The organism is Porcipelethomonas ammoniilytica, from assembly GCF_025567485.1.
Classification (GTDB): domain Bacteria; phylum Bacillota; class Clostridia; order Oscillospirales; family Ruminococcaceae; genus Porcipelethomonas; species Porcipelethomonas ammoniilytica.
This window is the reverse complement of sequence record NZ_JAOQKH010000003.1, coordinates 59,230-84,421: the sequence shown is the minus strand read 5'-3', so window position 1 is coordinate 84,421 and position 25,192 is coordinate 59,230. Positions and strand designations below refer to the sequence as shown.

The following is a 25,192-nucleotide window of genomic DNA, read 5'->3' as shown; positions in this document are numbered from 1 at the left end:
ATAATCATTGATTATCAGATAGGTAATTTACAATAAATTCCTTTAATTCGTTCTGCTGGACTGATTTTTCAGACAGTTCAGAAAGAATTTTTTCGCACAATTTTAAATCAGTAGAAATATCTTCGATCGTTAAGACATTATAGCAGTCTGATGCAGAAATATTGTATGTAACCGCTGTTAAGCCGTCAATTGTCTTATTAAAGGACGACAGGAAATATATCCTCTGACTGTCTTTTGATACATTACATTTTATCAATTTTAAATTACTCATATTTTTTCTCCTTTTATTTTGATATTTACATTATATCATAAAATTCGACAAATTAACGTCACAATTATCGCAATATTCGCCAAAATATGTCGAATATGGTGTGAAATTAAAATGATAACCGCACATGGAAGTGTGCGGTTATCAAAAGTTATCAAATAGTTCGTTTGTTTTTTCAATTAAAATTTTTCCGCTTGTAATGTCGGTTAATTTTTTGCAGAATGAATCATAAAGTTCTGATTTAACATTTACAGTAATTTTCACATTATTTCCAAAATCTGAACTAATTAGCTTTGTTTCAAATTCAGGAAGAATATAACTGATTTTGCCGTATAAATCGTAGTCCATTGTGATTATTGCCGTATTACAAAAATACATGTTTAAAATATCAGCTTCGTTTACTGCTAGCGAGGCGCAGTGTGAATACGCACGCACAAGTCCGCCGCCGCCTAGAAGAATTCCGCCAAAATATCTGGTTACAACACAGCATATATCAGTAAGTTGATGTTTTTGTAAAACGTCCAGAACAGGTATACCTGCAGTACCCTGAGGTTCGCCGTCGTCTGAATATCGTGTTATGTTATTATCACGCAATATATAAGCATAAACATTATGTTTGGCTTTTCTATGTTCCGCCTTGATATTATTTATGAAATTAACTGCTTCATCATTAGTAGAAACAGGACATAAATAGCCTATAAATTCTGAACGCTTTTCAATAAAAGACGCTTTAGCCGGTGCTTTGATAGTTGTGTAATTCATAATTTAACTCCGAAAATGCAAAAAGGACGACACATAGCCGTCCTTATTTTTACTTGTCCATATTGAAACGCTTTTTAAATCTGTCAACACGTCCACCTGTATCAACAAGCTTTTGCTTGCCAGTATAGAACGGATGGCACTTTGAACAGATTTCAACCTTAATGTCCTTCTTAGTAGAACGAGTTTCAATTACATTACCGCAATGGCAAGTGATTGTAGTTTTTTCAAACTGCGGATGGATTCCTTCTTTCATGATTGTCACCTCTTTCAATTTAACAATTATGATTAACACAGCAGCCCATCAGTTACCTTAGACAGTAGTGCTATTGATAATTCACTAACATTTATAATTATATCATATCAAAAAAGAAAAATCAAGTGATTTTTAAAGTTTTTTATATTTTTTTCCCTGCCAGCTGTCAGAATCAGCCTGTAACTTGTCAATTCCTCCGAGAACTGAAATTTTGTCTGTACTCCATAAGGGTGCAATAAGTTTATCCTTATTTCCGTCGCCTGTTATTCTTTCTATAACAGTTTGGGGTGGAATGTATTCCAGTTGATTTACAACAGTAGAAATGTAGTTTTCTTTTGACATTACATTAAGCATATCGTTTTTATACATCTCTTCGAGCGGGGTATTTTTTATAACGTGAAGTAACTGAATTTTTAGTGCGTCCGGTTTCAATTTTCCAACATTACGGGCAGTTTCGAGCATCATATCTATGTTTTCGCCGGGCAGACCGTTGATAATATGAATACAGGTTCTTATGTTTCTTTTTTTCAGTGAAAAGAAGCCTTTTAAAAATTCATTGTGGTTATAGCCTCTGTTTATCAATTTCAGAGTATTGTCATGAATCGTCTGCATGCCCAGTTCTACCGTAAGATAGGTTTTATGCGAAAGCTCTTCCAGAAAGTCAAGGATTTGTGGCTGAAGGCAGTCTGCCCGTGTGCCTATGGAGATACCTGCTACATCTGGCTGAGACAGTACCGGCAAATATATATTTTTTAATTTTTGAACGTCGGCGTAGGTATTGGTATTTGCCTGAAAATAAGCAATGGCACGGGCGTTCAGATTTTTTTTCTTAATTCTTTTAAGTTCCATTTTTATTTGTTCTTCTACTGATTTTAAATAGGAATTAGTGAAATAACCGCTTCCGCCGTCACAGAATATACAGCCTCCGATACCTTTAGAGCCGTCTTTATTGGGACAGGTAAATCCTGCGTCTATAACAGCTTTAAAGATTTTTACATTAAATGTTTGTTTGTTATGATAAGAAAGGGTATGATACCGTTTATTATCACAGGAGAATTCAAATGGATTTTTCATAAATTATGTTCCTTTATAAATTTACAAAATGTTAATAAATTAGATAAAATTTATAATATTTATTATGATAACATATAATAAGGGAGGTTGGCATGTTATCATGTTATCATATAAAAAATTTTTTAAACTGGCTGAATCAAAGAATCTTAATATTGAGGAACTCCGGAAAATGTTTACACCAAGGACAATTTACAGACTTGAAAACGGATCAGAAATATCAATTTATATAATTGAAAAAATCTGCTGTAAAATGCATTGTCAGCCTGGGGACTTTATGGAATATATAAACGATAAGTAAGAATGATTTGATTTAACCAAAACTTCCTTACAGCATATAATGTATTATCCTGTCTGATAATCAGGAAAAATATAGATGTATTTGCTGTAAGGGAGTTTATTTTTATGCCTAAAGTTTTTTTAAGTCCTTCCACACAGGAATGGAATGAATATGTAACCGGCGGAAATGAAGAACAGTATATGAATCTTCTTGCCGATAAAATGGAGCCGTATCTAAGGTCAAGCGGGATAACATATGTCAGAAATGATCCTGACCGTAATGTTACGGGTGCAATTGCTGATTCAAATTCAGCTTATTATGATGTACATCTTGCATTACATTCAAATGCTGCCCCAGAACGCCTTGCGGGACAATTGAGAGGAATAGATATTTATTTTGCACCCGGAAGCTTTGACAGTGAACGTCTTGCAAATATTATTGCAAATAATTTAAAAAGTATTTATCCGCTTCCGGATAAAAGCAGAGCTGTTCCGACAACCAGTCTCGGAGAAGTGACCCAGACTCGTGCTACAGCTGTATTGTGCGAGCTTGGATATCATGATAATGTTGAAGATGTTACATGGCTGAAAAACAATCTTGACGCTATAGCCAAAAATCTTGTACAGTCCCTTTGCGATTATTTTGGAATACCGTTTGTAAATGCCGGACCTGTTTATAAAGGAATGGTTGCAGCCGGAGGTTCAACTTTGAATTTAAGGGATTATCCGTCAATGGGAGGAAAGATAATAGGTTCTATTCCTGACGGTTCAATGGTGACTATTTATGGAGATACAGGTAACGGCTGGTATATTGTGAATTACAACGGACAAACAGGATATGCAAGCAGTCAGTTTATTGTTGCCGGTTAGGTCGGTAAAAATGCCGTCGCTCAAGCGACGGCATTTATTGTTTAAATGTTTCTTAAATTTCAACAGTTACTATAAAACCGTCAATATTATTTCCTGAAACGGTATACGTTTTATCTGACGGAACCGGTATATCAGTATTTGAAGAAAGGTCGGCAGCCACATAATAAATTTCATAGTTTTTATCTGTTCCTGCTACCTTAAGGTGTTCGCCTTCGTAAGTATAGTTTTTCACCTGATCAATATATTCTTCAAGACACAGATTGTTTTCGCTCATGTAAACAGCATGGGGAACGCCTACATATCTAAACTGGTAGCTTTTTGATTCCATTCCTGTTTTGTCTTCCTTTTTTTCAGGATAACGTACAATAAAACCGTATTTTGCACAGTTTTCTTCGATCCACGCATAATTCCCGTCCGGAATATAGTAGTATGAATTTTCATCCTGAGGGAATATGCCTAAGTCAAAGCTTAAACCGGTATGATATTCAGAATATCCGCCCTGAACGTCTGATGTTCCGGCATTGTATTTGTCGTCTTGATATTCCTTTGTTCTGTATCCTGATATGACCATTATGTCAGTCAGACCGGATTCATTGTAAAAAGCGTCCAATAATGAATTAAGCGCTTTGATCGTATTGGAATCCAGATAAGTTTCATAGTCATTGACCTGATAGCTATCGGACTTGATTTCGTATACAGGGACGATGTTAGAATCCTCTTCTGTGGCAGGGAATGAATATTCATGCTGTTTGTTAACGAGGATCAGATCGCCTGTATATATATCGTTGGGCATTGCGCTGATTGTGGAATAACTGTCTAAGGATTCAAGGGAAGAGTCGTCCGAAGCGCTGCTTTCACTGTCTTTACTGTTATTTTTGTTATCAGTGGGCACAATGGAAGAAGTGTTTCCGGCTTTTTTATCATCATTTTTGCCGCATGATTTGCAGCAGGAAACCAGCAGTATTAACAATACTATTAAAATTGCCGCTACTCCTATAATACGGTCATATCTTATTCTTGGTTTTCTTTTTCTGTATGTACTCATTATAACATAAATCCTTTCTTATGAAATTTGTGAAGATATGTCTATTTTTATATAATATCATATTTTAAAGAAAAAGTAAATAAAAATAAGTTCAATTAGCATGAATTTTATCGAAAAAATAATAGAGAAAGGTTTTAATGTGCGTAATGCTGTGTTTTATACTGATTTTTATAAAAAAAATGTTAAAAAAATATAAATTAAAAAGTTGCTATTGACATTTTATGAGTTTGGGTGTATTATAAATACATCAATTTAATATAAAATGATTTTGAAACAATGGCGTTTCGGCAGTAATAAAATATGTATATACTGCTGAAGCGTCTTTTATTTTTAAAGGAGGATTTTCTTATGTCAGAAGTTCAGACAGTAGCAGATTATTTTGGTTGTAATGTATTCAGCGATAAGGTGATGAGAGACAGATTACCTAAAAACATTTATAAATCTGTTATGAATACAAAAAAATTTGGTATTGCTCTTGATGATGATGTTGCAAATGTCGTTGCAAATGCCATGAAGGACTGGGCAATTGAAAAAGGCGCTACGCATTATACTCACTGGTTTCAGCCTATGACAGGCATTACTGCTGAAAAGCATGACGCTTTTATCACTCCTACAGAGGACGGCAATATTATTCTTGAATTTTCCGGTAAAGAGCTTGTAAAGGGCGAGCCTGATGCGTCTTCGTTTCCATCCGGCGGATTGAGGGCAACATTTGAAGCAAGAGGCTATACGGCGTGGGATCCTACTTCAAACGCTTTTGTTAAAGACAATACATTATATATTCCTACAGCTTTTTGCTCATATACCGGTGAAATCCTTGATAAGAAAACTCCTCTTCTGCGTTCAATGGAAGTCGTAAATGAACAGGCTTTGAGAATCCTTAAGCTCTTCGGAAATACAACAGCTACAAGAGTTACGACAACGGTAGGTCCGGAACAGGAATATTTCCTTGTTGACAAAAAATACTATGATCAGAGAAAAGATCTTATGCTTACAGGCAGAACTCTGTTCGGTGCTATGGCTCCTAAGGGACAGGAACTGGAGGATCATTATTTTGGCAATATCAAGCAGAGAGTATCTGACTTTATGAAGGATCTTGACTGTGAACTCTGGAAGCTTGGTATTTATGCTAAAACAAAACATAACGAAGTTGCTCCGGCACAGCATGAGCTTGCACCGGTATTTACTACATCTAACATTGCTGCTGACCATAATCAGCTTACTATGGAGATTATGAAGAAGGTTGCTTTAAAGCATGGTTTGGTTTGCCTTCTTCATGAAAAGCCTTTTGCAGGTGTAAACGGTTCAGGTAAGCATAATAACTGGTCAATTTCGTCCAATGACGGTCAGAATCTTCTTGATCCGGGCGATACTCCGATGGAAAATATGCAGTTTTTGACTTTCCTTTGCGCAATTATCAAGGGTGTTGACGAGTATGCTCCGTTGCTTAGAATTTCTGCTGCTTCCGCAGGAAATGACCACAGACTCGGTGCTAATGAAGCTCCACCTGCTATTATTTCAATGTTTGTCGGTGATGAGCTTCAGGCAATACTTGATGCTATTGAAAACGGTACTTCTGTTGCTGAAAATTCAGATAAGACGTTTGAAATCGGCGTTGACGCACTTCCTAATTTCCCTAAGGATGCAACTGACAGAAACAGAACTTCTCCGTTTGCGTTTACAGGAAACAAATTTGAATTCAGAATGCTTGGTTCAGCTGATTCAATTTCCTGTACAAACGTTATGATGAATACAATTGTAGCACAGGTTCTCAGCGAATTTGCAGATGAACTTGAAAAAGCCGATGACTTTAAATCAGCTCTTAAAAAGCTTCTGGTAAAAACTATTAAAGAACATAAGAGAGTTATTTTCAATGGCAACGGCTATTCGGACGAATGGATTGACGAGGCTATAAACAGAGGACTTCCTAACCTTGTTTCTACTGTTGACGCACTTCCGCATTATACAGATGAAAAGTATGTTTCAATGTTTGAAAAATTTAAGGTTTATTCAAAGACTGAAATTGAATCAAGAAAAGAAATTCTTTTGGAAAATTATAGTAAGGTTATTAATATCGAAGCTTTGACAATGCTTGATATGGCTAAGAAGCTTATTGCTCCTGCGGCTCTTGAATATACAAAGATCATGTGTGATTCTGTAGTGTCAAAAGAGAATGCCGGAATCGACAGTTCACTTGAAAAATCACTTGCTAATAAACTTTCAGGTTTGACTGCTTCACTTTATGAAGCTATTGATACTCTTGATTCCAAGAGAATTGCTTCAAAGGATCATGAGGATTCAGCTGAATCACTGGCTAGGTATTACAGAGATGAAGTATTTGCAGATATGCAGAATCTGCGTGCTATTGCTGATGAGCTTGAAATGAACGTTCCTGAAAAATACTGGCCGATTCCAACTTATACTGACTTACTGTTTACAGTTTAATTAAGAATAATAAAAATTAAAGCGGACGATAATGTCCGCTTTTTATTTATAAAAAAATTTTTATACTCTTTACTTTTACATTGTAATGTGCTAAAATAAAAAAAGCAGATATTATTAATGGAGGAACGCCTGTGAATAATAAATTAAAAGATAAGGCAATGGACGATTTATTTGACGCTGTATTGTGCCTTGAAACTAAAGAAGAATGCTATAATTTTTTTGAAGATTTATGTACAGTGCTGGAACTTAAAGCGCTATCACAAAGACTTCAGGTAGCAAAAATGCTTAGCGAGCATCATGTATATAATGATATTGTTGCTGCAACCGGCGCAAGTACCGCTACCATCAGCCGTGTTAATCGTTCTTTGAATTATGGGTGCGACGGATATAGCATAGTATTCGAACGTATGAATAAAGGAAATGATAAAAATGATTAAAAGCTATGGTGTTTTTGCTGAATTTTATGATGTTCTTACCGCTAATATTGATTATAAAAAGCGTGCCTTATATTTTGACGAACTTATAAAGCGGCATGACGGTAAACAAGGCGGTTTGCTTTTGGATTTAGCGTGCGGTACAGGAAGCTTGTCAGAGGAGCTGGATAATTTGGGGTATGATATAATTGCTGTAGACAATTCTCCGGAAATGCTTGGAATTGCTATGAATAAAAAGATTGAACATCAGAAGAATATACAATATGTATGTCAGGATATGCGGGAGTTGGATCTGTTTGGAAATGCTGATATAACAGTCTGTGCTCTGGACAGTTTAAACCATCTTAAGAACTTTAAGGATTTATGCACTGTTTTCAGAAAAGTTTTTATGTTTACTGAACCCGGAGGATTATTTTTATTTGATATAAATACAGAATATAAGCATAAAACAGTGCTGGGTGAGCATACATTTATTTATGACGCAGATGAGGTTTACTGTGTTTGGCAGAATAGCTGTCAAAACAGTACGGTCAATATTGACCTGGACTTTTTTGTGCCTGAGAATGACAAATATCTGAGGTATTCTGAAAGCTTTCAGGAAACGGCATATCCTTTAGGTGATGTAGAAAGTGCATTAATAGATACCGGATTTGAAATACTTGGTATTTATGACGATGACAGCTTTGAACCTGTAAGACTAAACAGTGAAAGGGCAGTTTTTGCTGTTCGCAAAGGAGTGTAAAATGGGAATTTTAAAAAGAGCTATATCAAAAGACGCTTCTGTTGTATCAATGGTTTTAGACGCAACAGATATAGTTAATAAAATTGAAAGTATTCATAAAACAAGTGCGGTGGTCACTGCTGCTCTCGGCAGACTTTCTATTGCAGCGTCAATGATGGGATATGGATTAAAAGGAAAAAAAGATTCGGTAACTGTAAAAATTGACGGCGGCGGTCCTGCCGGAATGCTTATTGCAGTAGCGGATGGAATGGGAAATGTAAAATGTTATGTGCAGAATCCTGTGGTGGAAATTCCTCTGAACAGTATTGGAAAGCTTGATGTTTCCGGAGCAGTCGGTACAAACGGAACTTTAACAGTTTCAAAGGATCTTGGTCTGAAAGAACCTTATTGCGGTATGGTTCCGATAATATCGGGAGAAATAGGGGAGGATATAGCAAATTATTTTGTATCCAGCGAGCAAGTTCCTACAGTGTGCGGACTTGGCGTACTGGTCAATCCTGACTTGTCAGTAAAATGTGCAGGAGGATTTTTAGTACAGCTTCTTCCGTTTGCAGATGAAAACTGCATTTCAGTTATTGAAAAAAATATCAGTGAAATCAAATCAGTGACAGAATTGTTTATGTCGGGAAAATCAGCGGAAGAAATTGCACTTGATCTTTTAGAAGGTCTGGAACCGAATATTCTGGACAGTAATGAACCGGTTTACAAATGCGATTGCAGCCTTGAGAGAACACAGCGTATTCTTTCAGGATTAAACAGCAAAGAGCTTGAAAGTATGGCAAGAGAACAGGAAATTACTGAGGTATGCTGCAATTTTTGTAATAAAATATACAGCTTTTCTTCAAAAGAAATACTGGATATAAAAAATTTAAAAAAATTTTAAAAAAGGTATTGACAAATAAAAAAATATAGTGTATAATTAATAACGTTGCATGAGATAATTGATGTTGGTCAAAATTGGGAGCATAGCTCAGCTGGGAGAGCATCTGCCTTACAAGCAGAGGGTCATAGGTTCGAGCCCTATTGTTCCCACCATTATGGCCTGGTAGTTCAGTTGGTTAGAACGCTAGCCTGTCACGCTAGAGGTCGTGGGTTCGACTCCCATCCAGGTCGCCAACATATGCGGATTTAGCTCATCTGGTAGAGCGCCACCTTGCCAAGGTGGAGGTAGCGAGTTCGAGCCTCGTAATCCGCTCCATGTGACGGCGCTATAGCCAAGTGGTAAGGCGTGGGTCTGCAACACCCTGATCCCCAGTTCAAATCTGGGTGGCGCCTCCAAAAGCTTTGTAAATTGCGTAAATACGTAGTTTACAAGGCTTTTATTTTTACAATAATTATAGTAAAGAATATTATGTTTTTACACTGAAAATATAAATTAGTTAAGATAACGTTGTCAAAAAGATAAATTTCCTGTACATATGCAATGCCTCAGTTTATGTATAAAACACAAACTGAGGCGGTATAGAATAATTATTTTTTATTGCATAGCATATATTCGATAAAACTTTAAAGAAAATGAACATTAAATAAAAACTCAATGCTTTATTGACTGAGCCACTTGTACATTCCTTCATATTGAAGTGCGGAGCTACCCCATGAAAAGTCAGTTTCCATGCCTCTTTTTATAATTTGATTCCAGTTTTCACGGTAATTGAAATATACAGATTTTGCGTAGTTAATTACATTCAGCATATCATTTGCATTGTAGTTTGTAAATGAGAAGCCGGTACCGTAATTTTCAAATTCATTGTATGGAACAACTGTATCTTTAAGACCGCCCGTTTCTCTGACAATTGGTATTGTTCCGTATCTTAAAGCAATCAGCTGCGTGAGTCCGCAGGGTTCAAATCTTGAAGGAACTAGCATAGCGTCTGCGGCTGCATATATTCTATGTGCACGTTCATCGGAAAAGTAAATATTTGCTGAAACCCTATCAGGATATTTCCATTGGAAATGTTTGAATATATTTTCATATCTAGCTTCACCTGTGCCTAAAACAACAAATTGCGTATGTTTATCTGCAATACGTTCAATCATGTTGTTTACAAGGTCAAGACCTTTTTGATCTGTAAGACGTGAAATTATTGCGATCATGAATTTATTTTTATCCTGAGGAAGACCTAGTTCTTCCTGAAGTTTCAGCTTATTTTCAGCTTTTTTAATTTCAAAATTTTTAATTGTATATTTTTGAAAAATCTTATCATCAGTTTCCGGATTGTAAACATTGTAGTCAATACCGTTTAAAATTCCCCTCAGCTGGAGATGTCTTGCACGAAGCAGACCGTCCAGACCTTCGCCATAGTAAGGAGTTTGTATTTCATGTGCATAAGTATTGCTGACTGTTGTAATGTAATCTGCGTAAACAAGACCGCCCTTTAACATATTGGCATCTTTTTTAAATTCCAATTTATCCGGAGTAAAAACATCTGCCGGAAGATTTGTAAACTTTTTAAAGGTTTTAATATCCCATATCCCCTGGAATTTTAGATTGTGAATTGTCATTACTGTTTTGGTTCCCCAGTAGAAGGGATTATCCTTATACAAGGTTTTTAAAAATACGGGAATCAAGCCGGTTTGCCAGTCGTGACAATGAATAATATCCGGTTTGAAATCAATAACAGGCATAATTGCCAGTACTGCTTTAGAGAAAAAAATGAATTTTTCAATATCATACAGTGTTGAGCCGTAAGGAGCATCATTTTTAAAATAATCTTCATTATCTACAAAATAATATGTTACTCCATCGTATTCATACTGCATTATTCCTACATGAGGACGAAAATTCATCTGTCCCATATCCATGTAGAAGTGGTGAACATATTTAAAGTTACTTCTGAATTCCCACGGAATACAAGTATAACTTGGAAGAATAACTCTTACATCAAATTCGTTCTTGTTAAACATTTTAGGCAATGCGCCTACAACATCTGCAAGTCCGCCTGTTTTGATAAAGGGTACGCATTCTGACGCTGCAAACAAAATTTTTTTCATTAAATTTTCCTCCTCTTTTTATTTTAGCTGAGGTTCTATTACTATTATAATATTATATGATTTAACAGTCAATAGAATATCAAAAAATTATATGTATTTTTTTGAAAATTTGTGTAAAACTAACAAAAAAAGTCCCTGAGATTTATTCAGGGACTTTTAAATCATTATGAATTAATTGTTAGATTTTTGAATATAACAACACAGCCCGGCTCGTTGGCAACTATTTCATAATTTGGATCATTTATATAATTATCTGCGGAATATGAATCTGATGAATATCTTAAATCAATCACAATATATTCAACGGAATCTCTGTGCTTTGTAGTGTCTAATTCATAAACCTCACGGCAGTCATACAGTGCCGGAACAAGGAATGTTGAAGCTGCAATTGATGAATCTTTAGGGATCAATTCCAGAGCATTGTCAATTTTCTCTGTTGTTTGCTTGTCGTCTTTATATCGTTTAAAATCTTCCGTCCTATGGTAGGTATTGCCCATAAACATAAAGATTGATGAAGCTGCGGCAATTGCAAGTACTTTATTTCTGAATCCGGGTTTGAGTTCAGCATAGTTGAGAACCATAAGATAAATTAAAAATGCTGCGCTGCCATAGGTATATTGATATCCTATGTCGTGAAGATATGAATAATCACCCATAAGATTGAACATTATAAACGGGATCAGAAGAACAAGTTTTGACGGTTTTTTTATCATAAACGGTATAAATCCCAGAGGGACAAGCATTTGCAGGAAGAATTTTATTCTGTCTTCATTAAAGCATTCGTAAAGAGTATACATAGGATTCATAATAACAGCTTTTATAATGGTTAAGAAGCTGTCAGAACCGTCATAGAAGAAGTTGTTAAATCTGTCATTAAGCGTTCCGGAACCGAATTTGTTTATACAGTAGGTTGCAGTAAAGAAATAAATTATTGCCAGTATCATAATAACAATTCCTTTTTTGGGGGAACGTTTGGAAAGAAGAAAATACAGTCCGAGAACTGCAACATAGACCGGAGCGTCTTCTTTTACCGACATTACGAGCAAAGCGCAGACTATAACGGGAATCCATTTATTTTTTTCAAGTGCATATGCCAGCCATAGAACCAGTGGCGCTAAGAATTTATTTTCGTGGAAAAAGAAAAAGCAGCCGTTTGACATAGACGGGAGAAGTACATAGCATAATGAGAAGAGAATTATTGCAGGATTGGAAAGTTTGTACTTTCTGCAAAGCAGATAAAGCGGAATAAGTCCGCTGGCAATTACTGCCGCCTGACACATAAGTAAAGTAACAGGCGTCGGGAAGATCATATAAATCGGAAGAAGTATATAATATATAGGGGAGAAATGTACGGAAAAATGGCTTAAGAGCTCATCACGTTCACAGGTTGTAAGCGGAAGTCCGGTTTCTTTCATATATTCATACATTTGTGAGAAAATGCCGAAATCGTAGCACGCTGACCAGTGTCTTAAGTGATTAAGTGAAGTAAGTATTCCTGTAAATAGAGTAAAAAGCAGACCTAAAACAGCGATTATAATAATAGTAGGAGCTTTTTTTAGTCTTACTTTTATCCATGTGCCTACACAATAGGTACATACAATACCGATAATAACGCATCCGCCTATTGTAAAGTAGAAGCTGTCGTCCTGAGCAATTGCATAGCAGCCGTAAGCCAGTGTGACCAGAATAAGCAGACATTTGTCAAGCTTGGGCTTGTTTATAATGCTCAGTATAATAAATATACCTATTATATATAAGATATAAACAGGAAATCTAATTGCGGTAAAGAATTCAAAAGTGGTGAAGCTTTCCTTTACTGTAACAATTTCATAAAATGCAATGGATAGCCATGCTATAAGAAGTCTTACAATACTTCCTTCATATCCTCGTTTTATCAGAAGGTCTTTAACAATTTCCTTCAGGGGCGGTTTAGGTTCTTCTTCGGTTAATTCTTCTGGGTCGTTTATTCCGTTAGATAGAGTTAAATCTTCAGGATCGGGAATAGGTCCGGTTTCATTTTCAACCGGAAGATTTAATGATTCCTGAATTTCAGAAGAATCATTAAATTCAGAATTGTCAATTTGTTTGTCCATAACTTTTCCTTTCTTTATTAAAAATATACAATTTTATTTTATCATAGTTAAATAAATATTGTCAAGTACTTTGACTTTTTTATTGATATATGTTATAATTTAAAAATTAAATATTAAGGAGAAATAGAAATGAATACTAATAATGTTGTGAACGTAGGTTCAAAATCTATCAAAAGAATTATAATCATAGCTGTGGTAATACTGGTTTTGCTTATTGCAGGATTAAGTTGTTTTACCGTAATACAACCCGGACATACCGGAGTCGTTGTAAATCTGGGCAAGGTATCCTCTACCGTTCTGGAAGAAGGGCTGCATTTTAAAGCGCCTTTTGTTTCACAGATAGTTCAGATAGACAACAGAGTTATGAAAACGGAAGTTGAATCAAATGCGGCTTCTAAGGATCTTCAGACTATTTCCTCAAAAGTATCAATTAACTACAGAGTAAATAAATCTTCTTCGGCAGATATTTACAAAAATGTGGGTACTGATTTTACAAATGTAATAGTAAATCCGGCAATACAGGAATGTGTAAAATCCATTGCCGCAAAGTATACAGCGGAGCAGCTAATCACTAATCGTGCTACAGTATCAACTGAAATGGAGGACGCTATTTCCCAGAAAATAAATCCTTACGGACTTTCAATAGAGGTTTTCAATATTGTAAATTTTGACTTTTCAGAAGAATTCAATAAAGCTATTGAAGCAAAGCAGACCGCACAGCAGGAAGCTTTAAAGGCTGAACAGGATCTGGCAAGAATCAAAGTTGAAGCTGAACAGACTATTGAAAAAGCAAAGGCTGAAGCGGAAGCGTATAACCTTAAAAACGGACAGCTGACAGATAAGGTAATAATGATGGAATTTATTGACAAATGGAACGGCGAATTGCCAAAAGTTGCTTCAGACGCCGGAGCATTATTTGATGTAAGTTCTTACATAGGTGCTACTGTTGAAGCTCCAACAGATTCCGGAAACGAGAATAATCAGAATAATGAGTAATTGTACAGAAAAGATAAATAAGAAATTCTTATTTATTGACAATAATGTCTATAAATGTTATAATTGTAAAAATAATATTTAGTAGGAGATATATATGAAATTGAAAGAAATTTTTTCGTCTTTACTTTCATGTGCATTGATTATTTCGGTTATTCCTTTTAACACTTATGGTGCAAATATAGAATTGCAGAATACGGGAGACTTACAGACCACAGATTTGACCTCTGCATGTGAATTTAAACTTAAAGAAGACGATACTTATGAAATTATAGGACACGAAGGATTTATAGGAAACGATGTGATTACAGAAGGTTGGGTTCAGCTGCCCTCAGAATATAATGGTAAAAAGGTCACCAGTATAGGAACAAATGTATTTTGGGGTTCGAAAAATATTACCGGAATGATTATTCCTGAAGGAATAACATCTATCGGAACAAGAGCTTTTTATGGCTGTGAAAAGCTTGTTAATATTAAAATACCTAAAAGTGTAACAACTGTTCTTGAGGAGGCATTTGAAAATACACCGTGGCTTGAAGCTAAAAGGGCTGCTGACCCGCTTGTTGTGGTCAACAATATTTTAATAGACGGAAAATCTGCAAAAGGTAATGTTACTATTCCAAATGAAGTAACATATATAAGTGAAGGTTCTTTTAAAAAAAATAATAATATTACTTCAGTTACAATGCCGTCAAGTGTTAAGACGATTGGAAACAATGCTTTTGCTTCTTGTAAAGCTTTGAATAAGGTTGTTTTATCGGATAATATTACAAGTATTGGTTTCGGCGCTTTTTATAGATGTACATTTTCTGAGATTAAACTGCCGTCAAGCTTGAAGAAAATTCAGGAATTTACATTTGGTGAATGTGTAAATCTAAAGGAAATAGATATTCCGAATGGTGTTCAGGAAATAAAAGACGGTGCTTTTGAATATTGTACCGGTTTAACAAGCGTTAATATTTCAAACAGCGTAAAAGAGATAAGATATAGGGCATTTGCAGAAACCCATAGTCTTGTAAAAATAACGATTCCTGAAAATGTAGTTAAAATTGGACAACGTGCCTTTTATAATTCAAAGATAGAATACATTACTATAAAAAATTCTGCTTGCGTAATTTATGATGAGGCTTTAACACTTCCGACAAGCGCTGCAATTTGGGGTTATTCAAATTCCACTGCACAAGCTTATGCGAAAAAATATTCCAGAAATTTTATAGATATGGGGCTTCTTAAGGGCGATGCCAACAGAGATGGCGTTGTGCGTGCAAGCGATGCGGCATTTATTGCACGAAAACTTGCAGAGGCATCTATTTGGGGTGAAATACTGACTGTTGAAAAATATCCTAATGCAGATTTTAATGGTGATGGAAAAGTTACAGCGGCAGATGCGGCGGCAATTGCTAAATATCTGGCTGAACAAAGTATTAAAAAATAGTATTATAAAGCTAAGCGGACGTTTTTAAACGTCCGCTTTTGTTTTGTCGGAATTTTTGAATGTTCCAAGCAGCATTATCATCATGATGATCAGAAATATTGTGGGAAGAGGAGAATATTTGTTATCTGATATTATATTGTAAGAAACAACTTCTTTAACATTGTGCATATTAAGAAACCTCAGAAGAAAACGGCATGCCGTGCCTGAAATAAACGCAGCAATTAGTCTTGTTCGGATAAACATTTTAATACTGAAATTTTTATCTGAAAGCGCAGTAATCTGCATTAAAACGCATATTCCTCCAAAGGATAAGAGCGATGCGGCGACCGGCATAAGAGAAATGTTCATTTGCGGTAAATTTACAATATTGCTGATTTCCAGTATAGTCATTAGAGTATTGTAAATTTCATCCGGATTTTTATTCAGTATATTTCCTGTGAATATTGAAATATACTGCAATATGCCGGTAAGTCTGAGTATACAGCAAAAGCCTCCGAAAGCCGCGATCATAATACACATCTGTATCATTGCCGATGAGGCGGATTTTACAGACGGTATTATACAGCCAGTGCTGACAGACGTTATATTTCTCTTATTTTTTTTGGCGACCTTCGGAGCGTTTATACTTAGAATAAGAGCTGTGATAATATTTCCCGCAGTTACAGACAGAAATATTAACAATCCGGCATTGGAGTTTGGATACAGTATTCCTGCTGCAGTACCGGAAATAAAAGCCGGTCCGCTGGAAAAGCAAAAGCAGTACATACGCTTTGCCTGTTCGCCGTTTATATCTCCGTTTTTAAAGCTGTCCGCTACAAGCTTGGTTCCGGCAGGATAACCGGCGATCATACTTAAAATAAAGACTGCCAGACCTTCCTCGGGTATACGAAAAAATTTTTCAGAAATAAATCGTAAAGGACGGCCAAGAAATCTGTGAAGTCCGGAATTAGTTATAAATGATGTTATGCACATAAAAATAAACATGGACGGTATTATCAGCGTCATACATCTGTTTATGGAATTTTCCACGCTTTCACCTATATCTTTTGGATATTTAAGGCAAAAATAAACTGCTGTTACTATAGAAGCCGCATAAAAAATATTTTTGATTTTTTTCATTTTTTATCACCTGTAAAATATACGCTTATTTTTTTATGGATATTACAGCATGTTTGATAATATAATTAAATGAGGTGGTATCAATGTCTGAAAAGATTATTCAAAAGGGAAAAAAATTTATCAATATGGATACTCAGATACAAATTACCGGAAATCATGAAGTATTAGTTGAGGGCTGCAAAAAAATTCTTGAATATAACGATGTGTTTATAAAGGTAAAAACATGGGATATGATAATTCAGGTATGGGGCAGCGGTCTGAAGGTCAGTGATTTCAATTCAAACGGTATTTATATTTTCGGAAATATTCAGTCGGTTGAACTGATTAAGAACGGGTGAAAAGCTATGCTGAAAAATATAAGAGGTATAGTAAGCTTTAAGGCTTGCGGAGAAAATATTTATAAATTTATAAACGGTATTCGTGAAAGCAGTATTGTATGTACTTCTCAGTATTGCAAGAATAGCTTTTTTTTCGGTCAGGTTTATAAGAAAGACGTGGATAGGATTTTTGAACTTGCAGAAGAATACGGCATCAATATTGAAATTACTGAAAAAAGAGGACTTCGGTTTAAAGCCGGCGGGTATCGCTTCCGGTTTGGTATTGTTTTAGGAATTATAATTGTGCTGGGATTTGTTTTTTATCTTTCAAATATTGTAGTTTCAATAGAAGTATGCGGAAATTCAGCAGTTACTGAAGAACAGATCGTCTCAGCGCTTACTGACATAGGGATTTATAAGGGAAGGTTTATACCGGATATAAATTTCAGAAGCTGCGAACAGAAGCTGAGACTCAGTATACCTGATATTGCATGGACGGGTATAAGACATACGGGAAGCAGGATAGTTGTAGATATAACTGAAGCGGTAGATCCGCCTGAAATGGTGCGGGACGATATACCCTGTAATATTGTGGCTGCACAGGACGCCCAGATTACAGGTATTGAGGTGCATGCAGGACAGCTTGTTAAAAAAATCGGAGACGGTGTAAAAAAGGGAGATATTATTGTCAGCGGAACGGTAGATACCGGAAACGGGCATTTGATAAAAAAACATGCAATGGGAAAAATTACAGGAATTTACACGGCAGAGGTGACATTCAGACAGGATTTTGAAGAATCCGGACAAATTTATACCGGAAGTCAGGTTACTAAAAAATATTTTGACTTTTTCGGTTACCGAATACCTTTGTTTTTTAAAGATGTTGATTATGATACATATGATTACAGTGAAAGTACAAATAATTTTCAGATTCTTGGAAAAAGTATTCCTTTAGGTATAGTACACAGTTCATATTCTCCTTTTGAGTACGATACTATTACCTATAGTGATGAAGAAGCTGATAAAAAATTACAGCAGAAAACGGCGCTTTATGAAAAAAATTTTTATGACAGTAAAGAAATAAAGGTTATTGAACGAAATATTGAAAAGAAGATAAATTCAGATCATATGGAATATATTGTAACATATTCACTTGAAGGACCTATTGGAATGGATTATGAAATATATGTGGAATAAATTGTAAATTAAATTAATAATTTTATGACTTATTTTTAAAAAAAATGTAAACTTTTGAAAAAAATTATAAATAAGTATTTAAAAATAAATAAGTTTATGGTATAATAGTTTTAAACATGTATTGTAAAAATGCGTTTTTGCATAATTTGCAAAATAAGTATTTGCTTTTGATTATTAAATAATTGAAAAATAATCCGGTGCAAATCCGAAAATATAAGAAAAGAGTGTTATGATGGCTGAAAGAATTATAAATGTAAATGATACAGAACAGATTATTAATTTATTCGGAACATATGATGAAAATATAAATATGATTCAGAGACAGTATGACGTTGTCGTACTTAGCCGAGGAACTGATATCAAGATTTCCGGCAGCGATGAAAATGTGACCAAAGCGTCTCAGGCAATAGAAGCTTTAATGAAAATTTCCAAAACCGGTGAAAGAGTTACCGGACAGACAATCCGTTACGTAGCTTCAATGGTATCCGACGGCGCCGCCGAACAGGTAAATGAGCTAATCGGGGACGGAGTATGCGTTACCGCTACGGGAAAAATCGTAAGGCCGAGAACTGTCGGACAGAAAAAATATGTTGACGGTATAAAAAACAATACTATCGTAATGGGTATAGGACCTGCCGGAACAGGTAAGACATACCTTGCCGTAGCTATGGCGGCAAAGGCGTTCAAGGCACATGAGGTAAATAAAATTATTCTTACACGTCCGGCGGTTGAAGCCGGTGAAAAACTGGGATTCCTTCCGGGAGATCTTCAGGATAAGGTTGATCCTTATCTCAGACCGCTTTACGACGCTTTGTTTGAAATGTTCGGCGCTGATAATTTTTCAAAATATATGGAAAAAGGAATAATTGAAGTAGCGCCTCTTGCGTATATGAGGGGACGTACTCTTGAGGGTTCGTTTATCATATTGGACGAAGCCCAGAATACTACCTCCGAGCAGATAAAAATGTTTTTAACTCGTCTGGGAAACGACAGTAAAATGGTCATTACAGGTGACGTTACACAGATCGATCTGCCGGACAGCAAAAGCTCCGGACTTATCGAAGCTATGAAAGTTCTCAGAAATGTAGACGATATATATATTCATAAATTCAATGAAAAAGACGTAGTAAGACATAAGCTTGTACAGGATATTGTAAAGGCATATGAGAAATATAATAATGAAAGGAGAAAATAACTATGTCAAAATTAAAGGTTTATGTAAAAAATAATCAGAATGCTGTTAAAATACCTGTTGGTATAAGACTTCTCATTCGCCGCTGCTGTCAGGCAGTGCTTGCGTCGGAAGGCTTTAATAAAGACGCTGAAGTAAGCGTTTCATTTGTCTCAAACAAAGAAATAAGAAGTCTTAACAAGGCCTATAGGGCAAAAGACAAAGAGACAGACGTACTGTCCTTTCCTCTTACCGGAGAAGACGGCACTACTGAAATAAATGCTGAAACCGGAGCAGTACTGCTGGGAGACGTAGTTATTTCTCTTGAAATGGCTGTAAAGCAGGCTAATATGTACGGCCATTCTCTGGAAAGAGAGATAGGATTTCTTACCGTACATTCAATGCTTCATCTTTTGGGATATGACCATGAGACAAGTCCTCTGGACGAGAGAATTATGAGAGAAAAGGAAGAGACTGTACTTGGAAATTTAGGTATTTCAAGGGACGCTACTTTTGTGACGGAAGAATTATAATAATAAAGGAAATTTATATGACAAAAACAGTTTTTGTAACTATAATCGGCAGAACAAACGCCGGTAAATCATCGTTGCTTAATGCAATAATAGGAGAAAAAATTGCTTCGGTAAGCAGTAAGTCTCAGACAACCAGAACAAGGATCACCGGAATTAAAACAATCGAAGAAACACAGCTTGTATTTATGGATACTCCGGGGCTTCACAAGCCGAAAAATAAGTTGAGTACACATATGCTCAATGCTGTAAAAGAATCAGTAGCGGAAATTGATGCTGTAATATTTATGGCGGACTGTACCAAGCCGATGAATGAACAGGAAGAAAATATGCTTGCAGATTTGTCTGCCGGAAAGATGCCGGTAATATTTGTGCTGAATAAAATAGACCTTCTGGAACATAAAAGCGAGCTTGTACCTATGATTGCAAAATTAAGCGGAAAGTACAGCCTTGAAGCTATTGTACCAATAAGCGTTACAGAAAATAACGGTGTGGATATTGTAGAAGAGGAAGTTATGAAGCTTGCATCGGAAAGTCCGCATTTCTTTCCGGATGATATGATAACTGATCAGCCTGAAAAAGTAATCGCTGCGGAAATTGTCAGGGAAAAGCTGCTTAATCTGCTGAACGATGAGGTACCTCACGGTATTGCCGTTACTGTTGAAAGAATGCATGAACGTGAAGATAAGGATATTCTTGACGTGGATGCTGTTATATACTGTGAAAGAGAATCTCATAAGGGAATTGTTATCGGAAAAGGCGGTGCAATGCTGAAAAAGGCAGCTATGTTTGCCAGACAGGAATTGGAAGGCTTTTTTGGGATTAAGGTTAACTTACAGTGCTGGGTCAAGGTGAAAGAGGACTGGAGAAACCGTGAGGGACTTATAAGATCTTTTGGCTTGACGGAAAAGTAGGACAAGTATGCTTGAAGTTGTAGCTGAGATCGTATTAGAAGTATTCGGTGAAATCATTTTAGATTTATTTGGTTTGAATGAAAAAATAAATAAGATGAAATTTAAAAGAAAAGTTAAGAAAAAGCGTAACTGAAAAAAGGCTGCCCAAAAGGAAAACTGTAAATAAATTGTTACTGGTTTTATCAATAAATAACTTTTCAATTTCCATTGATTACATTATATAAAAATACTCTGTTTGGGAAATAATTTTAGGGAAATAAATTTCTGTATAAAATATTTTCATACGGAAGAACGGAGTTTTTTATGACTGATGAAAAATGGAACATTTTTATGTCAACCGGAAAAGTAGAAGATTATTTGGAATATAAAGCAGCTGACCGTGAAGTAAAGGAGGGGGACATAAATGGAAATGATAACCCTCAAGGGTATAGTTATAAGGGAATATCCGGTAGGTGAAAATGATAAGTTTATTCATGTCCTTACAAAGGAACGGGGAGTAATTGAAATTTCTGTCAGGGGCGGAAGAAAGATGATAAGTAAAAATGCAGGCGGAACTCAGCTTTTTGCTTATTCTGTATTCTCAGTACGCTCTGATAAGGGCAGATATTATCTTGACAGCTGTGAGCCAATAAGATTTTTTTATAAAATCAGAGAGGATCTTGACAGACTTGCTTTGGCAGATTATATAGCAGAAGTGGTATCGTATGTTGCTGGTCAAAACGAGCAAAGGGAAGATGTTATGAGACTTGTTTTGAATACTCTGCATTTCCTTTCAAACGGCGAAAGGGAATGCAGTTTTTTAAAGTCGGTCTTTGAAATGAGGTTTATGACTGAAATCGGTATGATGCCGGATATAGTATGCTGTCCCGTTTGTATGACATATACTGCTGATTATATGTGCTTTGATATGCTTAGTACTAAGCTTTATTGTCACGGATGCTTTAAAGGTTCTTATGACGATACACAGATAAGAATCAGTGCATCTGTGGTACATGCTTTGCGGCATATAGTATTTGCAGATTTTAACAGACTGTTCAATTTTAGAATGTCTGATGAAAACATGAAAAAGCTTTCGATATTGACAGAAAAATATCTGCTGATACATTTGGGAAGAGAATTTAAAACTTTAGAATTTTATAAATCGTTGGGAAATTAGAATTATGAATAAATATTATAAAACTTTAGAACTACATAAGGTATTAAAAATGCTTGCCGATTTGGCAGCTAATGAAAAAACTAAACAAATGGCGTTGGAGCTGGAGCCGTGTACGGAATATGATACGGTGTGCCGTGAGATCGACAAAACTGCTCAGGCGTTTGATCTTGCAGTACGCTTTGGAACACCGCCGTTTTATAATGTAAAAGATGTAAATGCTTCACTCAGACGTGCAGCTTCAGGTTCGAGAATTTCACTTAAAGAGCTTCTGGAAATTAAAAGTATTTTGGGACAGATAACTGCTTTATCTGACTGGTATTCACATTGTGAAAATATCCAGACGGATCTTGATTACCTGTTCTCTTCGCTTAGACCTAACAAGTATCTTTATGAAAAGCTTGACCGTTCTATTATATCGGAAGATGAAATTTCAGATGCTGCTAGTCCGGAACTGGCAGCTATCAGAAAAAAAATTAGCCGTGCGGGTTCTAAGCTTCGTGATACACTTGATAAAATGATAAAATCCGACAGTGTTCAGAAAGCATTGCAGGAAAATATAGTTACAATGAGAGACGGCAGGTATGTTCTTCCTGTAAAAGCCGAGCATAGAGGAAAAATACAGGGACTTATTCATTCCTCCTCCGCTACAGGTCAGACTATTTTTATTGAGCCTATGGCAGTTGTGGAGGCTAATAATGATATAAGAATGCTTGAAAGTCAGGAGCAGGAGGAAATCGACAGAATCCTGACAGAGCTTTGCCGTGAGTGCGGGGAATTTTCGGAAGAAATTATCGGAGGATATGAAGTCTGTACAGAACTGAATCTATATTTTGCGAAGGCAAATTTGGGAGCAAAAATGAAAGCGTCTGTTCCGGAGGTTACATGTGACGGTAAGCTTCACTTGAACAAGGCAAGGCATCCTCTTTTAGACCCAAAAAAGGCAGTGCCTATTGATATAAGTCTTGGAGAGGATTATCAGGCGCTGATCATTACCGGTCCTAATACCGGCGGTAAAACAGTTGCTCTTAAAACTGCCGGACTGCTGTCTGCAATGGTAATGTGCGGATTGCTTATTCCGGTGTCCGACGGAAGCAGTGTGTCTGTTTATGAAAATATTCTTGCGGATATCGGAGATAATCAAAGTATTGAACAGAGTTTGTCTACTTTCTCATCTCATACAAATAAAGTAATTGAAATTATCAATGTTGCTGATGAACGTTCATTGATCCTTCTTGATGAGCTTGGTTCTGGTACTGATCCTGTAGAGGGTGCAGCTCTTGCAATTTCAGTAATTGAGCGTTTGAAATGTCAGGGAGCTAAGATGATGGTGTCTACACATTATCAGGAATTGAAACTTTACGCAATTGAACAGAACGATGTTGAAAATGCAAGTTGTGAATTTGATTTGGATACTTTAAGGCCAACCTACAGGCTTATTACTGGTTCTCCGGGAAAATCAAACGCATTTTCCATTTCAGCTTCACTGGGTATGCCAGAGGACGTAATTGAACAGGCGAAAGGCTTAGTAAGCGAGGAAAACACAAGGTTTGAAAAAGTCGTAGAGCAGCTTGAGCAATCCAGAGTGGAGCTTGAACGTCAAAATGAGGAATTGCGTATTATAAAACAGGAAGCCGAAGAAACTCGTCAGAAGCTTAAAGAAGAACTGGACGCTCTGGAACAAAGCAAAGAGAAACAGCTTGAACAGACCAGATTACAGGCTATGAGTATTATTGAGAGCGTTAAAGCCGAATCTAATAGTCTGCTTGACGAACTTGAAGCTATAAAGAAAGAAAAGGATAAAAAGGACTTTTCAGAAAAATATGCAAATGCAAAAAGCAGAAGCAAGCAGAGATTTAATAAAATGTACGACAGTGCAAATCCTGTTTTGGATAAGCGTGACGACGGCTATAAACTACCCAGAAAGCTTAAAAAGGGTGATACAGTACTTGTCCGTGACATAGACAAGAAAGGTACTGTATGCAGTGAACCGGATGATAGCGGAAATGTTTATGTTCAAATGGGAATCATGAAAACAAAGGTTTCAGTTATGCAGTTAAAGCTTATTGAAGAACAGAAAGTAACCTATAAAAGTAAACCTGTTTCTACCAGAAATATTAAAAGTAAAATGGAACGCCGTGGTACAATGGAACTTGATATAAGAGGGAAGAGTGCAGACGAGGGCGTTTATGAAATGGAAGCATTTATTGATAATGCCGTTCTTTCCGGACTTAATATGGTTACAATAATTCACGGTAAGGGTACTGGTATTCTCAGAACAGCAATTCATCAGAGATTAAAATCCATGAAGTCCGTAAAGAGCTTCAGACTGGGACTTTACGGTGAGGGCGAAAACGGAGTTACTATTGTGGAGTTGAAATGATGAATGAAAAAAAGAAAAGTAAATCATTTATAGTTGTTTTGGGATTTTTAATTTTACTTTTTATATTTGCAGTTGTCCGTACAGTGTGGGGAGTAACCTATTTTTTTAAATATCTGACTTACGATAATCATTCATGGGGAGAGATTATTTATATTTCTGATTATTCGCTTCCTAACAGACCATATCCTGATACTATAAATATTCAAATGTCTTTAGATGAACCTGTAAACGGTAACTACCGATATTCAATAACCTTTTCCAGATGTCATGCCCGTGATGATAACATTGATTTTAAAGGCGAACGAGCGCTGGCTGTTTATAATAGCTTTGAACATAGTGACGGAGATATTATTACAAAATGGGATATAATTATTTCATACGTATCAGCGGCAGTTTTTTTAGTTTATTTGATAGCTGGGATTATAATTTTTACCAGAATTAATAAGAAAGCAGATAGTTAATTTAACTATCTGATAATGATTACTAAAAAATTCTTTAAATATTTTTTAAAACTACTTGACAAAATAGCAAAAATATTATATTATAATAATATAAGTAAATGCAATGACGGGAAATAAAGCCGTGAACGGATTTTCAGAGAGCTGCCGTATGGTGCAAGGCAGTATTCCGAAATGGTCATAACTCCTCCCTGAGCAGTTCGCTGAACGCTTTAGTTATTAGGTTGAAACGGGTTCTCCCGTTATAGAGAAATGCATTGTCAGATGCA

General features: G+C 36.0%; 26 protein-coding genes, 4 tRNA genes and 1 other annotated feature (1 of these 31 cut by a window edge). Of the genes, 22 read left to right on the top strand and 8 right to left on the bottom strand.

Going from position 1 to position 25,192, the window contains the following annotated elements:
• Window positions 1–4: 4 nt before the first annotated feature.
• From OCV67_RS03525 to OCV67_RS03510, 4 genes are all read right to left on the bottom strand, one after another.
• Window positions 5–271 (bottom strand): hypothetical protein, encoded by a 267-nt coding sequence (locus OCV67_RS03525; protein WP_147642479.1) that lies wholly within the window; start codon window positions 269–271, stop codon window positions 5–7.
• A 141-nt stretch (window positions 272–412) separates the two neighbouring features.
• Window positions 413–1,030 carry a YigZ family protein gene (locus OCV67_RS03520; RefSeq protein WP_147642478.1) on the bottom strand — a complete coding sequence of 206 codons (618 nt, stop codon included), beginning with the start codon at window positions 1,028–1,030 and terminating at the stop codon, window positions 413–415.
• Between the two features lie 49 nt (window positions 1,031–1,079).
• Entirely contained in the window at window positions 1,080–1,283 is a 204-nt protein-coding gene (rpmE, locus tag OCV67_RS03515; RefSeq protein WP_147642477.1) for a 50S ribosomal protein L31, read from the bottom strand.
• 132 nt (window positions 1,284–1,415) lie between these two features.
• Window positions 1,416–2,357: a TIGR01212 family radical SAM protein gene (locus OCV67_RS03510; protein WP_147642476.1), complete on the bottom strand. Its 942-nt coding sequence runs from the start codon at window positions 2,355–2,357 to the stop codon at window positions 1,416–1,418.
• Window positions 2,358–2,457: 100 nt separating this feature from the next.
• Here OCV67_RS03510 and OCV67_RS03505 point away from each other — a divergent pair, with 100 nt between their 5' ends.
• Window positions 2,458–2,655 carry a helix-turn-helix domain-containing protein gene (locus tag OCV67_RS03505; RefSeq protein ID WP_178084980.1) on the top strand — a complete coding sequence of 66 codons (198 nt, stop codon included), beginning with the start codon at window positions 2,458–2,460 and terminating at the stop codon, window positions 2,653–2,655.
• A gap of 104 nt (window positions 2,656–2,759) precedes the next feature.
• Window positions 2,760–3,503, top strand: a complete 744-nt coding sequence (locus tag OCV67_RS03500; protein WP_147642474.1) for an N-acetylmuramoyl-L-alanine amidase — start codon at window positions 2,760–2,762, stop codon at window positions 3,501–3,503.
• Window positions 3,504–3,555: 52 nt separating this feature from the next.
• Here OCV67_RS03500 and OCV67_RS03495 read toward each other — a convergent pair whose 3' ends face one another.
• On the bottom strand, window positions 3,556–4,548 hold the full coding sequence (locus OCV67_RS03495) for a M15 family metallopeptidase (protein ID WP_147642473.1): 993 nt from the start codon (window positions 4,546–4,548) through the stop codon (window positions 3,556–3,558).
• A 348-nt stretch (window positions 4,549–4,896) separates the two neighbouring features.
• Between OCV67_RS03495 and OCV67_RS03490 the strand changes: the two genes are divergently transcribed.
• From OCV67_RS03490 to OCV67_RS03455, 8 genes are all read left to right on the top strand, one after another.
• Entirely contained in the window at window positions 4,897–6,993 is a 2,097-nt protein-coding gene (locus tag OCV67_RS03490) for a glutamine synthetase III family protein (protein WP_147642472.1), read from the top strand.
• A gap of 131 nt (window positions 6,994–7,124) precedes the next feature.
• Window positions 7,125–7,430: a YerC/YecD family TrpR-related protein gene (locus tag OCV67_RS03485; RefSeq protein ID WP_147642471.1), complete on the top strand. Its 306-nt coding sequence runs from the start codon at window positions 7,125–7,127 to the stop codon at window positions 7,428–7,430.
• Window positions 7,423–8,169, top strand: a complete 747-nt coding sequence (locus OCV67_RS03480; protein ID WP_262644244.1) for a class I SAM-dependent DNA methyltransferase — start codon at window positions 7,423–7,425, stop codon at window positions 8,167–8,169. Before OCV67_RS03485 ends, OCV67_RS03480 begins: the two co-directional genes overlap by 8 nt.
• Before the next feature lies 1 nt (window position 8,170).
• Complete coding sequence (hslO, locus tag OCV67_RS03475) at window positions 8,171–9,052, top strand: Hsp33 family molecular chaperone HslO (protein WP_147642469.1); 882 nt, start codon at window positions 8,171–8,173, stop codon at window positions 9,050–9,052.
• Window positions 9,053–9,128: 76 nt separating this feature from the next.
• Window positions 9,129–9,204 (top strand) — tRNA-Val (locus OCV67_RS03470).
• Window positions 9,205–9,208: 4 nt separating this feature from the next.
• A tRNA-Asp gene (locus OCV67_RS03465) sits at window positions 9,209–9,285 on the top strand.
• A gap of 6 nt (window positions 9,286–9,291) precedes the next feature.
• Window positions 9,292–9,367 (top strand) — tRNA-Gly (locus tag OCV67_RS03460).
• A 6-nt stretch (window positions 9,368–9,373) separates the two neighbouring features.
• A tRNA-Cys gene (locus tag OCV67_RS03455) sits at window positions 9,374–9,447 on the top strand.
• Window positions 9,448–9,711: 264 nt separating this feature from the next.
• Here the strand turns inward: OCV67_RS03455 and glgA are convergent.
• Both glgA and OCV67_RS03445 read right to left on the bottom strand, forming a co-directional pair.
• Window positions 9,712–11,160, bottom strand: a complete 1,449-nt coding sequence (gene glgA, locus OCV67_RS03450; protein WP_147642468.1) for a glycogen synthase GlgA — start codon at window positions 11,158–11,160, stop codon at window positions 9,712–9,714.
• Between the two features lie 164 nt (window positions 11,161–11,324).
• The gene (locus OCV67_RS03445; protein WP_147642467.1) at window positions 11,325–13,253 is read right to left on the bottom strand and encodes a DUF2079 domain-containing protein; all 1,929 of its coding nucleotides are present in this window, start codon (window positions 13,251–13,253) and stop codon (window positions 11,325–11,327) included.
• Window positions 13,254–13,382: 129 nt separating this feature from the next.
• On the opposite strand from OCV67_RS03445, the gene OCV67_RS03440 reads away from it, so the two are divergent.
• Window positions 13,383–14,249: a prohibitin family protein gene (locus OCV67_RS03440; RefSeq protein WP_147642466.1), complete on the top strand. Its 867-nt coding sequence runs from the start codon at window positions 13,383–13,385 to the stop codon at window positions 14,247–14,249.
• Window positions 14,250–14,343: 94 nt separating this feature from the next.
• Entirely contained in the window at window positions 14,344–15,681 is a 1,338-nt protein-coding gene (locus OCV67_RS03435; protein WP_147642465.1) for a leucine-rich repeat protein, read from the top strand.
• Window positions 15,682–15,705: 24 nt separating this feature from the next.
• Here OCV67_RS03435 and OCV67_RS03430 read toward each other — a convergent pair whose 3' ends face one another.
• The gene (locus tag OCV67_RS03430) at window positions 15,706–16,800 is read right to left on the bottom strand and encodes a hypothetical protein (RefSeq protein ID WP_147642464.1); all 1,095 of its coding nucleotides are present in this window, start codon (window positions 16,798–16,800) and stop codon (window positions 15,706–15,708) included.
• Between the two features lie 83 nt (window positions 16,801–16,883).
• Between OCV67_RS03430 and OCV67_RS03425 the strand changes: the two genes are divergently transcribed.
• The 10 genes from OCV67_RS03425 (at window position 16,884) to OCV67_RS03380 (ending at window position 24,926) form a co-directional block, all read left to right on the top strand.
• Window positions 16,884–17,138, top strand: coding sequence for a YabP/YqfC family sporulation protein (locus tag OCV67_RS03425; protein ID WP_147642463.1), 255 nt, complete (start codon window positions 16,884–16,886; stop codon window positions 17,136–17,138).
• A gap of 6 nt (window positions 17,139–17,144) precedes the next feature.
• Complete coding sequence (locus OCV67_RS03420) at window positions 17,145–18,314, top strand: sporulation protein YqfD (RefSeq protein WP_147642462.1); 1,170 nt, start codon at window positions 17,145–17,147, stop codon at window positions 18,312–18,314.
• 232 nt (window positions 18,315–18,546) lie between these two features.
• Window positions 18,547–19,509: a PhoH family protein gene (locus tag OCV67_RS03415; RefSeq protein ID WP_147642461.1), complete on the top strand. Its 963-nt coding sequence runs from the start codon at window positions 18,547–18,549 to the stop codon at window positions 19,507–19,509.
• Between the two features lie 2 nt (window positions 19,510–19,511).
• Complete coding sequence (gene ybeY / locus OCV67_RS03410) at window positions 19,512–20,018, top strand: rRNA maturation RNase YbeY (protein ID WP_147642460.1); 507 nt, start codon at window positions 19,512–19,514, stop codon at window positions 20,016–20,018.
• A gap of 17 nt (window positions 20,019–20,035) precedes the next feature.
• Window positions 20,036–20,929 (top strand): GTPase Era, encoded by an 894-nt coding sequence (gene era, locus OCV67_RS03405; RefSeq protein ID WP_147642459.1) that lies wholly within the window; start codon window positions 20,036–20,038, stop codon window positions 20,927–20,929.
• A 7-nt stretch (window positions 20,930–20,936) separates the two neighbouring features.
• Window positions 20,937–21,062 (top strand): hypothetical protein, encoded by a 126-nt coding sequence (locus OCV67_RS03400; RefSeq protein ID WP_262644240.1) that lies wholly within the window; start codon window positions 20,937–20,939, stop codon window positions 21,060–21,062.
• 170 nt (window positions 21,063–21,232) lie between these two features.
• Entirely contained in the window at window positions 21,233–21,385 is a 153-nt protein-coding gene (locus OCV67_RS03395; protein WP_178084979.1) for a hypothetical protein, read from the top strand.
• Window positions 21,333–22,085, top strand: coding sequence for a DNA repair protein RecO (gene recO, locus OCV67_RS03390; protein WP_147642458.1), 753 nt, complete (start codon window positions 21,333–21,335; stop codon window positions 22,083–22,085). The genes OCV67_RS03395 and recO overlap by 53 nt, the downstream gene beginning before the upstream one ends.
• Window positions 22,086–22,089: 4 nt before the next feature.
• Entirely contained in the window at window positions 22,090–24,465 is a 2,376-nt protein-coding gene (locus OCV67_RS03385) for an endonuclease MutS2 (RefSeq protein ID WP_147642457.1), read from the top strand.
• Entirely contained in the window at window positions 24,462–24,926 is a 465-nt protein-coding gene (locus OCV67_RS03380; RefSeq protein ID WP_147642456.1) for a hypothetical protein, read from the top strand. Before OCV67_RS03385 ends, OCV67_RS03380 begins: the two co-directional genes overlap by 4 nt.
• Before the next feature lie 94 nt (window positions 24,927–25,020).
• Window positions 25,021–25,192 (top strand) — a binding site (T-box leader) (it continues 69 nt past the right edge of the window).